Here is an 11,861-nt window from a genome sequence, read left to right as displayed (position 1 = left end):
ACTCGAATTATTTTGGCTATATATTCCATTATGATGATTATCGTTCCCTCTCAAATCATCACAATTATAAATAAATCACATTATGAAATTAATTCGATTATTCGTTTTTTATTACCTGCTCGCAGGATTCTTAGGGCGCAAGCTGCCCCATCAGCGGCTACTGACCTGACCGTGACAATTCCTCTTAAGGCGTGAAAAATGACAGTAAAAAAGTAAAATTTAGGTTAAAAAATCCTATTTTTTAACAATGATAATTAAGTGGCGTGAAATTGACTAACGTCAAATTTATTTCTCCTTTTTCCTGCTCCCGGCTCCGGCCTGCGTCAACACCTGTTTCTTTGCTTTTTTACCTCGCGTTATACCGTCCACGGTTCCCCGCGCCTCCGGCAGTAGCGAGGATGGTGATTTTTCGCGCTGCTATGCAAGAAACGCATAGCACGATACATACTTGCATTTTGCCCTTACCCTCATGACTGATAAGGTCTTTCTGTTTCGGGCTTTTTGGCCTGTGGCTACAACCAACACATCATCAAAAAAATTCGGGGATCGCTATGGCGCAACAAGTGGACGGGGCGGCCATGCCGCTTGATACAGAAAAGGTCGGGATAAAGGGATACCTGGCGTTTTTTCTCACCATTATTTTCTTTTCCGGCGTATTTTCCGGAAGCGAAGGCTGGTGGCGCGTTTTTGATTTTACCGTACTCAACGGGTCATTCGGTCATGTGACCGGTACGCAGACCTTTCGCGGCGCGGGCGGAACGGGCGCGAAAGATGGCTTCCTTTTTGCGCTGGAGCTGGCGCCGTCGGTTATCCTTTCTCTGGGTATCATCGCGATTACGGATGGACTGGGCGGTCTGCGGGCGGCGCAGCAATTGATGACGCCCATCCTGAAACCATTGCTTGGCATTCCCGGCATTTGCTCACTGGCGCTGATCGCCAACCTGCAAAATACCGACGCCGCGGCGGGTATGACTAAAGAGCTGGCGCAGGAAGGCGAAATCACCGAACGCGATAAAGTGATTTTTGCCGCCTGGCAGACCAGCGGCAGCGCTATTATCACCAACTATTTCTCCTCCGGCGTTGCGGTATTCGCCTTTCTGGGGACGTCAGTCATCATTCCGCTGGTGGTCATTCTGCTATTCAAATTTATCGGCGCAAACCTTTTGCGCATCTGGATTAACATCGAAGAACGCCGTCACCCTGCGCAAGGAGCCCAATCATGACGACTCAGGTACGTAAGAATGTCATGGATATGTTTATCGATGGCGCACGCCGCGGTTTTACCATCGCCACGACCAACCTGTTACCCAATGTGGTCATGGCATTTGTCATTATTCAGGCGCTGAAAATTACCGGTCTGCTCGACTGGGTAGGCCATATCTGCCAGCCCGTGATGGCGTTGTGGGGGCTTCCCGGCGAAGCGGCTACGGTGCTTCTGGCTTCGCTGATGAGTATGGGCGGCGCCGTTGGCGTGGCGGCCAGTCTGGCTACCGCCGGCGCGCTAAGCGGCCACGATGTTACCGTACTACTGCCAGCCATTTACCTGATGGGAAACCCGGTACAGAATGTCGGCCGCTGTCTCGGTACTGCCGAAGTCAACGCCAAATATTACCCGCATATTATCGCAGTCTGCGCCATCAATGCGCTGCTGTCGATCTGGGTCATGCAGCTTATTGTTTAATAAGGAGTTATCATGCCTGATTTATCCGCCGCGGAGTTTACCTTATTACAGGGTGCGCACCTGTTTGCGCCAGAAGACCGGGGCATCTGCGATGTTCTGCTCGCGAATGGCAAAATTATTGCCGTCGGCGCTGACATCCCCAGCGATATCGTACCGGACTGTACGGTGATTAATCTTAGCGGTCGTATGCTGTGCCCGGGCTTTATCGACCAACACGTTCATCTGATCGGCGGCGGCGGCGAAGCGGGGCCGACGACGCGGACGCCGGAAGTCTCCCTGAGCCGCCTGACGGAAGCCGGGATAACAACGGTCGTCGGTCTGCTTGGCACCGACTCCGTCAGCCGTCATCCCGCGTCGCTGTTAGCCAAAACGCGAGCGCTAAATGAGGAGGGGATCACCGCCTGGATGCTCACGGGCGCTTATCACGTTCCGTCGCCGACCATTACTGGCTCGGTAGAAAAAGACGTCGCGCTGATCGACCGCGTCATTGGCGTGAAATGCGCAGTCTCCGACCACCGTTCCGCCGCGCCCAGCGGGAATCAACTCGCCAGCATGGCCGCCGAATCACGCGTTGGCGGCCTGCTGGGCGGCAAACCCGGTGTCAGCGTTTTTCATATGGGCAGCAGCAAAAAAGGGTTACAGCCGCTGTATGACATCCTGGAAAACAGCGACGTGCCGATCGGTAAACTGCTGCCTACCCACGTCAACCGTAGCGAATCGCTTTTCGAGCAGGCGCTGGCGTTTGCGCTTAAAGGCGGCGTGATCGACATTACCACCAGTATCCCGGATCCCGTCGCGCCGGCGGAGGGCATTGCCAGAGCGGTAAAAGCCGGCGTCCCGCTTTCCCGGGTGACGCTCAGTTCAGACGGTAACGGCAGCCAGCCGCTATTTGACGCTGCCGGAAATCTGACGGGCATCGGCGTCGCGGGCTTCGAAAGTTTGCTGGAGACGTTGCAGACGCTGGTTAATCACTACGGATTCAGCCTGACCGATGCTCTGCGCCCGCTGACGACCAGCGTAGCCGCCTTCCTCAGTCTGGACGGCAAAGGCGAAATCCGTCCCGGTAACGATGCGGATCTGCTTGTCTTTAGCGCAGATTTACGCATTGAGCAGGTGTATGCGCGCGGCAAACGCATGGTCAATGAGGGGAAAGCCTGCGTAAAAGGTACCTTTGAACCGGCGTAATTCCCGCTAGTTTCAGGCTGCCCCATCGCGGCATCCTGAAAGAGGACGGGATAAGCGGTTGTCAGCCGCCCGAATGGACGTAGAATGCCTCTTCGGGCGGCTGACAGGATAACGGTAAATGGATGTAACTGGAGCAGGTTTGCACAATATTGAGACAAAATGGCTATATGATTTTCTGACGCTGGAAAAGTGCCGCAATTTCTCTCAGGCCGCCATTATCCGCAACGTATCGCAACCCGCTTTTAGCCGGCGGATTCGCGCCCTGGAACATGCCGTGGGCGTTGAACTGTTTAACCGGCAGGTCTCACCGCTACAGCTTTCCGAACAGGGTAAAATCTTTCACTCTCAGGTTCGCCACCTGTTACAGCAGCTGGAAAGTAATCTGACCGAACTGCGCGGCGGCAGCGATTATACGCTGCGTAAAATCAAGATTGCCGCCGCCCATTCGCTCTCCCTCGGCCTGTTGCCGACCATCGTTAAGCAGATGCCGACGCAGTTTACCTACGCCGTTGAGGCGATAGATGTCGACCAGGCGGTGGATATGTTACGTGAGGGGCAAAGCGATTTTATCTTTTCTTATCACGATGAAAACCTGCAACAAGCGCCGTTTGATAATATCCGTCTGTTTGAGTCGAGACTGTTTCCGGTTTGCGCCAACAATGGCCGGGGCGAGCCGCGCTATACGCTTGAGCAGCCGCACTTTCCCCTGCTTAATTACAGTCAAAACTCCTATATGGGCCGGCTGATAAATCGTACTCTGACTCGCCATGCTGAACTGAGTTTCAGTACATTTTTCGTCTCTTCGATGAGTGAATTGTTAAAACAGGTTGCGATGGACGGCTGCGGAATCGCCTGGTTGCCCGAGTATGCTATCCGTCAGGAGATTACCGACGGGCGCCTGATCGTGCTTGATGCCGACGAACTGGTTATTCCGATCCAGGCTTATGCTTATCGCATGAATACCCGCATGAGTCAGGTAGCCGAAACATTTTGGCGCGACCTGCGTGGGCTTCAGGCCGCGCTGTAAACACCTCAGGCGGTAAGGCGTTGTTCCCCGGTCAAAGAGGCGCGGGTGTCTGGCCAGGACTCATACCAACGAATCGCCGCGCGCACCAGCGACGCGGTGGAATCAATCATCGGGCACGCTATCGCGCGTTCATGTCCGGCCACAATAAGCGGAATTTCGGTACACCCCATAATAATTGCCTGAGCGCCACGGGCAATAAGGCTATCGATTTGCGGCAGCAGCAGCGCTTGCGCCGCAGTTTTATCGCCACGTTTAAGCGTATAAATAGCCTGCATTACCAACGCCTGTCCCGCTTCTTCTGGCTGAATTAACGTCAGCCCCCGCGCCAGCGCTTTCTTTTGATATAACCCGGTCGCCAGCGTCGCATTGGTCGCCAGCAGACCAACGTGCCGCGCCGATGGCGGAATATCCCCCAGGGTAGCGTCCAGGATGCTGATCATTCGCGCTTTCGCGACGTTCTGTAAATCATCAAACCAATAATGCGCAGTGTTGCATGGGATAACGATACACTCCGCCCCGGCGTCTTCCAGCATATGCAGATAACGCTCCAGATAACGGTATGGCGAAGGCCCGCCGGATAACAGACATGCTGTACGATCGGGAATATCAGGGATAGAGCTGACAATGAGCGGGATGTGTTGTTGATCACAACTGGCATGTCGCAATTCAACAAATTTTTCCAACATATCCGCCGTTGCCGCAGGTCCCATCCCCCCCAGTATCCCAATGGTGTGTTTCATCGCTTTTCCCGCTTATTTACGTCAAGGTCAGAAACACACTATCAACTTGATGTGTATATAAAAAATGCCGTTTTATTAGCGGCTATGCGTAAAAATCATAACGGGTGTAAGGGCCATGCGTTATCGCCTTTTCAGGCAATCGATTGGTTACATGAGCGCTCATCAGCCTTCGCAAGCCGCTAAATGCCATTTCGCTATACAGCATCGCCCACTGCGAGTCCGCAAGCTTGTTTTGTTCTCATCGCCACAGCGCCTGTCGGTGAAGGGGCCGCCGTGTTTTGCTTTTCGACGCTAATGCGGGAATATCCCAGCGAATATGGCTATAAACCAAATCCACGGTCTCCGTGGCGCTGCCTTCGGCGTCGCCATGATTGCTCATGCGTGAAATTCGCACATTGGTGAGCGTATAAATAATAAATGGCAGCATTGCGCCCTTATCACGACGGCATAATGTCAGCACGCCTTCTTTCACCGTTTTCCCGTTACAATAGTGCTCATAGAGGCCAGGCGTAGCAAGATCGACAGGCTTTGTCAGCGTCAATCCTCCAATATATGTCCCTCTCGCTTCGCCGGACTCCCGTTTTGTCGGGTTGTGGTTGTAAGCAATAAGTTTTATTTGGTTTTCAAAACCTTTGATCCGGCTTTCGCCTTCAATACCGTCCAGTTTTAAATAGATGGCGTCCATCCCCCCTCCGTGATTATCATGCGGCAAAGCAGGCTGACAAGGACGGAACGCCAACAATGAAAGAACGTTCCATTTTCCAGCCATTTCGTTGGTGTCTCTGTATACCAGATTAAATACTGACAATCTGCTATAACTGGATTCTTGCTAAATACCTTCTGCCATCAACAATCCATTTTACAATAGCGCTACTGACCTGAAATCTATTACGCCAGGCATTCAAGCATCGTTTCCTGAATAACCATAGCCGCTATAAGAACCATATCAAAAAAGAAATATCAATATCATTTCTTATTTTTATCCGAGAAATTACTTAATTACACCGAATCGGAATATAGACAATTCTTATTCCTTTTCACATCAATGGGTTTTTTAGACTTTTGTCATATCGAAAACAACCATTCCAATAGAACATATTTACTATGTGAATATATTTAATGTTTTTATCGCGCGCAGTGTTATCACAGTAATAAATGATTTGCATCAAAAATGCGCCTTTCAGCGCCACGTATTTTGGGCAGCAAATTATAAAATCGCGTTTCAAAGTCAGTAACATGTTCTCTGTTCAGGCGATATGACTTTATGCCCGGACGACACGCCAGCCGCTTTACCCTTACGTTTAGTCGTGATACGTTAGATCACATGAACACGAAACGATCCAACGCTACGCAACGTCATCTCCGCTGGTGGCTGCCTTCCTGAAGGCGGCACGGATCACTATCCCTCTTTAAGTAGCCGCCGAAAGGCGGCTACTGTGTTTCGGGACGTCTTTCGGCTTTACAGTAAGCATAAAGGAGTCCTTAATGAACACCCTTCCTATCATTCTGACTGGCGATCGCCCCACCGGCTCGCTGCACCTCGGCCATTATGTCGGTTCACTGCGCCAGCGCATCGCGCTACAGCAGGATCACCAACAGTATGTCCTGATTGCCGACCTGCAGGGACTCACCGATAACGGCAGTAATCCGCAAAAAATCCGCGATAATATTCCGCAGGTGTTAGCTGACTATCTGGCCGTCGGCATCGATCCCGCGCTAACGACGATCTGCCTGCAATCCGCGTTACCCGCCCTCGCCGAATTAACGGTGCTGTATATGAATATTGTTACCGTCGCCCGAGTGGAGCGTAATCCTACGGTAAAAAATGAGATTGCCCAAAAAGGCTTTACCCGTTCCCTGCCGGTCGGGTTCATGGCGTATCCCATTAGCCAGGCGGCAGATATCACCGCCTTTAAGGCCGAAATGGTACCGGTTGGCGACGACCAATTGCCCATGATTGAGCAAACGAATGAGATCGTTCATAAGATGAATAGTCTTTTCTCCTCGCCGGTATTGCGACCCTGTCAGGCGCTCCTGAGCGATACGGGTCGTCTGCCCGGCATTGACGGCAGCGCCAAGATGTCGAAATCGCTCGGCAATACCCTGCTTCTTTCCGCCAGCGAAGAGACCATCCACCGTGCGGTCAGCGCGATGTACACCGATCCCAATCATTTAAAAATTAGCGATCCGGGAAAAATAGAAGGTAACGTCGTCTTTACGTGGCTGGATGCGTTTCATCCGGATAAAGCCAAAGTCGCGGCGATGAAAGCACATTATCAACAAGGCGGATTAGGCGACCGTGTCTGTAAAAATGAGCTGGAGACCTGCCTGCAAGAACTGATCGCGCCCATACGCGAACGACGGGCAACCTTTATTGCAGATAAGGGAATGCTAATGGAATTGCTGAAAAAAGGTAGCGAGCGGGCGCATGAGGTCACTCAAAAGACGCTACAGGAAGTAAAACGTGGACTGGGTCTGCCCACGCTATTCCAGGTATAATCAGGCATCAACGTTGTCCAGCGGCCATGACTCAAACAGATAGCCATCAAAGTAGATATCATCAACATTGGAAAACTCCAGCAGACGCTGCTTCACGTTTTCCAGGTGCTGCCACATCGCCAGCTTCGCTGCGCGGGCGTCTTTCTTAATTAACGCCGCGAGGATCTGCTTATGATCGACCAGCCACTCCTTACGGTAAAGCGTATCGCCCAGATGGCTATGAAGCTGGAGCCACATCGGATTATTTTCACGCCATTGCCAGGACTGACGGAAGAGCTCTACCAACATACTGTTATGGGTCGCTTCGGCAATGGCCAGATGAAACTGCATATCGCCGCTTTCTGAGCCGCCCGGCGCGCTGGAGGCGAGCTCTCGCTCTTCCAGTTGTAACGCCTGGCGCATTTTAATGATGTCTTCGCGGGTGGCCTGCAGAGCGGCAAATTCAGCGATATTGCTTTCCAGCAGCTGACGCGCCTGTAACAGTTCAAACGGCCCGGCGTCATTACAGTGATTGACGTCAGCGCCTTCCATCTCGTTATTATCCGCGCTGTCGAGCACGTAGATCCCGGCGCCGCGGCGGACTTCAACCAGACCTTTAATTTCCAGCATAATCAGCGCTTCACGCACGACGGTACGCGTCACATTGAGCCTCTCAGCGATCTCTCTTTCCGGCGGCAAGCGCTCCCCGGGGCGGTACGGCGTCTGCACAATCAGATCCCGTATCATTGCGCCCACTTCCTGGTAAGGTCTTTGCTGAGAAGTGTTTGATTTCATATTGGTCGTGCCCGTCCGATGCGATTTCCCGGTATCAGACTATAGCATTTGTAAAGAGGGATAGCACGCGTAGCACACCAAAAACGCGAAACTGGTCAACCAGCAAAACAATAATGCGCCCCGTTTCGCTAGTGAGGCCAGATGAAAGGAAAGGCAGTAGACAATACACGACTGATGTTCCACCTTTAGCCCTGATGCCTGAATATGAACAGCACATTGGTTTACCAATATAAAATTTATCAACCAAAAATCAGGCCATAAAATGTGTCTGTACATTGACAGGAACAATGTCTCTGACATAGCGTGATCGGCGAAAATCCAGCCGCTCTCTTTGTATCAAGAACGCGTTATGATAAAAGACACCGTGTTTTTCGCCCCAGGCGTATCCGGGGGAAGCAACGCCTCCAGTTTGTCGAGCCGCCATCGCCGGGCAGCGATTATTCTGCATGAAATTTATGGTATTAACGCTCATATCCAACGCGCAGGCCATGAATGGATGACGCGCGGATTCGACATCTATATTCCCGCGCTGTTTCCTCACCATACCCCCTTTCGCTATGAACAGCAGGAGGAGGCTTACCGTCACTTTTCAGCAAATGTCGGCTTTGATCCCGCCGTCGTTACCACGTTACTCCACGAGCTCAGAACGCAGTATGAGACGTTAATCGTCGTAGGATATAGCGTCGGCGCAACGCTCGCATGGCTAAGTGCAGCCAGTGGGTTATGCGATGGCGTCATTTGCTATTACGGTTCCCGTATACGCCAGTACCTTCATCTTGCGCCTCTCTGTCCGGCACTGGTTATTATCGCGCGTTATGAGCCGGCGTTTGATCCCCTCGCCATGCGACAGACGCTGGAAAAGCGCCCCCGGGTGCGGTGTAAAATGTACGATGCGCGGCACGGGTTCTGTGATGCTGATAGCGCCACCTTCGATGCCGCCTTATCGCATCAGGTAATGGACGATGTGAGCGCATTTATTCGCGACATCACTCGTGCAAACACATCGCCCGATTTTCAGCTTTAGTGGAGACTTTTTTCAACGAGCTGTTCCAGTTTTTTCAAAGCCTGTATGTCTGCGGCATCAAGACCATAACGTTGCAGCGTTTCAGCGGGATGATAACTGACTAACGTTCGCCCATCGGCTTGCTGGCTAATGAGCACCCGAAACGGTAAATCCAGCGCCAGTTCGGGATGCGCCAGCATGAGAGGCGTTCCGCCTTTAGGATTGCCAAAGACCAGAACCGTTGTCGGCGGCATTTTCAGGTTAACATTCTGTGCCGCTCTGGCATGATCAAATTCCCCAAATAACACCAGACCGTGATCGGCGACAGCGTGCATCAACCGCGCTCGGGTCTGCAAATAGTCATAAGCGCTGTAGGTTTTAACCATGGTTATCGCTCCATCCTCCGTTGCAAAGCCAGGCCTTATTAAGATTAACATCAGGGTTACCGCCAATAAAAAAGGCTTTAAAATAGTGCTCATTCTTCTCTCTCCCTGACCCAATACCCATGAGTAAATGCGACACAGATGATATGCAGTTTAAAAATCAGTCATCGTACTGTACCCCTTATTATTGCACTGAACAGCTCATCACTAAAAAAACAGACGGCAGAACAAAAAATTCCGACGTCTGAACAAATTTAAATAACGATGATCCAATCTGACTGAGCGACAGCGCGATCATTATTATGGCGCGACACTATCTTCTTCAGCCCGCTGGGTAAGAAAAAATATACTCCGCTCAGTAAGATAATAAATACTACAGGCCAACTCTTCAGAGATACGGAGCATCATTGCGTAGTGATGATGCGATTTTTCTGGCGCCATCGGCAGAAATATTTCTGACTCCAGCACGTCACTTAAAAAATGAAATTTATGTGCATATTCAGCAGATATAACGCCTCTCGCCATCAGATTAGCCATTAAGGTATTTAAACTATCTTGTTCATGATATACGATACCTTTTCTCTCATGAATTCTGAGAAGAACGCTTCTGAAGGCTGCATGACATTCCCTTACGACACAGGCAAAATCATTAAGCATCAGGCGATTATACGCTTCCATAAGATCATATTCGACAAAGCCATACTCTCCAGGAGAGTACAAATAATAACATATGTTTTTAAGCCGTTTTATTCTGCGCAACCTTACAATTCTACCATTTTCATAGCGATATTTTAAACTATGCTCATGAAATATATTATTTAATTCACTAATCGCCTTATCCGGTTCTAACCCAAGCGTAACTTCATAGGTCCGAAGGTAGGTATCTATATAGTTAAAAGCAAGCTCAATGGTATCAATATGCTTTCTTTTATCATCTGTTTTTAATAACAGATTACTCATTTCATCCAGATATGACGTTGAATGCGCATATAAGGTGAATAAGCCATACTCTTTGCGCAACGTTTTACATATTCTTCGATAAACTTCGTCAGAATGACTATTATGATAGCAGTATAATGTCATATCATAAAAAGAGGAGCAATTCCCTAACGTATTAATAATCAATAAGATTATTTGCTCGCGTATTTCTAACGGAATATCTTCATATAACAGATCGCTATGCCTTAGTGAGTATGGTCTAAAGGTGTGCATTCCTCCTCCTGTAACCGCAACAGAACAGATTACGCTATAAATAACGCCACATTACTCTAATTCAGTGGTTCAGGTATTAATATCAGCTCAACAGTGAGTCATTTTTTCTTATTTTTTAATGGTGTTGAGTGAATATTTACATTAAATATAAATGATAAGCAAAGTAAAGAGGCTTGCGTAATTATGACGCTACTGACAAAGAGATCAGGGTCTTCGTATCGGATGAAACGTGAGATCCCATTAATGAATGGGATCTGTTTTATTATTACTTCCTGTCAACCCACTTTTTCAACTAAAAAATTATCCTGACGAACAAAATCAATAAGCAGTTCTATAGTCCCCAACCCCCATTGATTCGATATAGCAATACGCTCACCGGACGGCAACTCAATCAACGCATCTTCCTGCATATGATATCTGTTTTTCCTTTTTTCAGGGATCTGCTCAACCAGTGCTACTGTTCTTTTCTGTAAGTCTTCACTCAATTTATTCTTGAGATCATCTATATTCGTAGGATTATGTTTATTAATCCAGTCAGTGAAAAGTTCAAGTGCAAGCTTCCGTTTATTGAAGGTTTTTCCTTTATATTTATATAAGGAATAATCCCTCTCCGACTTTTGACTGCTAATAATTTGTTCCGTGCGTTTCTCTCTGAATCTGACCTGATATTCTTCCAGTTCAGGGACTGGTATTATTTGTTCAGCATTAATCAGCACTTCACCCTTAAAGTTGTAAGGCGTTAAGCGAACACAGCGAATATCGACACCTTTATCTCTTAGCCATATTGCGGTTGTCGTTAATTCTTTACTGAAATCCGCTGATGCCAGAACGATGCGAATATCTTTACCAAAATCAGCGAGTTCGTTTTCTTCTAACTCCACAAAATCCAGTAACTTCTCTTTTGCATTTTCATCGATCCCATGCTTCCAAAGATATGCCTGATAATATTCGCATGCTTTCGCAAAACTCATCGTTGAAATCATTGCCGCATACCTTAGCGCCTGCAGTTCCATATGCGCACCGATTTCATCACGTTTCAGTTCAATGACAACCAAATTGGCCTGCTTGTCAATCGCTAATAAATCAATCCTCCGCCGACTATCCTCCCAATCAGAGAATTCTTCGGATATGACAAGGCAGCCCGGCGCGACAATATCAATATTCTTCTTGATAGCCTCCTGAAGATCATAGCGTTCCTGCAGCCTTTCGATGGTGAAAGATGTTTTTTCAAGGGTAGTCAGTATTTTCTCAGAGATATTGTATAGCGCCACATTATATTCCTTTTGTTTACTCTACAGATAATTGTAACCCATCGCCCTTTGTCATTCTGCTGGCTTGCGCAAAGAATCCATACAAC

General features: G+C 49.1%; 12 protein-coding genes. 6 read left to right on the top strand and 6 right to left on the bottom strand.

The window, feature by feature from the left end; all coding sequences use genetic code 11:
- Positions 1 to 551 precede the first annotated feature (551 nt).
- The 4 genes from ABVN36_RS01430 (at position 552) to hypT (ending at position 3,893) form a co-directional block, all read left to right on the top strand.
- On the top strand, positions 552 to 1,223 hold the full coding sequence (locus ABVN36_RS01430; protein WP_000068750.1) for a nucleoside recognition domain-containing protein: 672 nt from the start codon (positions 552 to 554) through the stop codon (positions 1,221 to 1,223).
- On the top strand, positions 1,220 to 1,681 hold the full coding sequence (locus tag ABVN36_RS01425) for a YjiG family protein (RefSeq protein ID WP_000211979.1): 462 nt from the start codon (positions 1,220 to 1,222) through the stop codon (positions 1,679 to 1,681). Before ABVN36_RS01430 ends, ABVN36_RS01425 begins: the two co-directional genes overlap by 4 nt.
- 12 nt (positions 1,682 to 1,693) lie before the next feature.
- On the top strand, positions 1,694 to 2,866 hold the full coding sequence (gene iadA, locus ABVN36_RS01420) for a beta-aspartyl-peptidase (protein ID WP_001821328.1): 1,173 nt from the start codon (positions 1,694 to 1,696) through the stop codon (positions 2,864 to 2,866).
- Positions 2,867 to 2,984: 118 nt separating this feature from the next.
- Positions 2,985 to 3,893, top strand: coding sequence for a hypochlorite stress DNA-binding transcriptional regulator HypT (gene hypT, locus ABVN36_RS01415; protein ID WP_000383509.1), 909 nt, complete (start codon positions 2,985 to 2,987; stop codon positions 3,891 to 3,893).
- A 5-nt stretch (positions 3,894 to 3,898) separates the two neighbouring features.
- On the opposite strand, the gene ABVN36_RS01410 is transcribed toward hypT, so the two are convergent.
- Positions 3,899 to 4,633, bottom strand: a complete 735-nt coding sequence (locus ABVN36_RS01410) for an aspartate/glutamate racemase family protein (protein WP_000683251.1) — start codon at positions 4,631 to 4,633, stop codon at positions 3,899 to 3,901.
- Between the two features lie 238 nt (positions 4,634 to 4,871).
- A complete protein-coding gene (locus tag ABVN36_RS01405) occupies positions 4,872 to 5,402 on the bottom strand; it encodes an Hcp family type VI secretion system effector (RefSeq protein ID WP_000907671.1) in 531 nt (176 codons plus the stop codon).
- Between the two features lie 716 nt (positions 5,403 to 6,118).
- On the opposite strand from ABVN36_RS01405, the gene trpS reads away from it, so the two are divergent.
- A complete protein-coding gene (trpS, locus tag ABVN36_RS01400; RefSeq protein ID WP_023138508.1) occupies positions 6,119 to 7,132 on the top strand; it encodes a tryptophan--tRNA ligase in 1,014 nt (337 codons plus the stop codon).
- Here trpS and uxuR read toward each other — a convergent pair whose 3' ends face one another.
- Positions 7,133 to 7,906, bottom strand: a complete 774-nt coding sequence (gene uxuR / locus ABVN36_RS01395; RefSeq protein ID WP_000841654.1) for a Uxu operon transcriptional regulator — start codon at positions 7,904 to 7,906, stop codon at positions 7,133 to 7,135.
- 349 nt (positions 7,907 to 8,255) lie between these two features.
- On the opposite strand from uxuR, the gene ABVN36_RS01390 reads away from it, so the two are divergent.
- Positions 8,256 to 8,930 carry a dienelactone hydrolase family protein gene (locus ABVN36_RS01390; RefSeq protein ID WP_023138507.1) on the top strand — a complete coding sequence of 225 codons (675 nt, stop codon included), beginning with the start codon at positions 8,256 to 8,258 and terminating at the stop codon, positions 8,928 to 8,930.
- Here the strand turns inward: ABVN36_RS01390 and ABVN36_RS01385 are convergent.
- The 3 genes from ABVN36_RS01385 to ABVN36_RS01375 all read right to left on the bottom strand — a co-directional run bounded on the left by ABVN36_RS01385 (position 8,927) and on the right by ABVN36_RS01375 (position 11,775).
- Entirely contained in the window at positions 8,927 to 9,388 is a 462-nt protein-coding gene (locus tag ABVN36_RS01385; protein WP_001654330.1) for a DUF302 domain-containing protein, read from the bottom strand. The two genes, ABVN36_RS01390 and ABVN36_RS01385, sit on opposite strands and share 4 nt — an antisense overlap.
- A gap of 204 nt (positions 9,389 to 9,592) precedes the next feature.
- Positions 9,593 to 10,504, bottom strand: a complete 912-nt coding sequence (locus tag ABVN36_RS01380; RefSeq protein WP_023138506.1) for an STM4504/CBY_0614 family protein — start codon at positions 10,502 to 10,504, stop codon at positions 9,593 to 9,595.
- Positions 10,505 to 10,779: 275 nt separating this feature from the next.
- Positions 10,780 to 11,775 (bottom strand): hypothetical protein, encoded by a 996-nt coding sequence (locus ABVN36_RS01375; RefSeq protein WP_023138505.1) that lies wholly within the window; start codon positions 11,773 to 11,775, stop codon positions 10,780 to 10,782.
- Positions 11,776 to 11,861: the final 86 nt, after the last annotated feature.

It is taken from the genome of Salmonella sp. SJTUF15581, from assembly GCF_043356775.1.
Taxonomy (GTDB): domain Bacteria; phylum Pseudomonadota; class Gammaproteobacteria; order Enterobacterales; family Enterobacteriaceae; genus Salmonella; species Salmonella enterica.
This window is presented reverse-complemented; position numbering and strand designations above follow the sequence as displayed.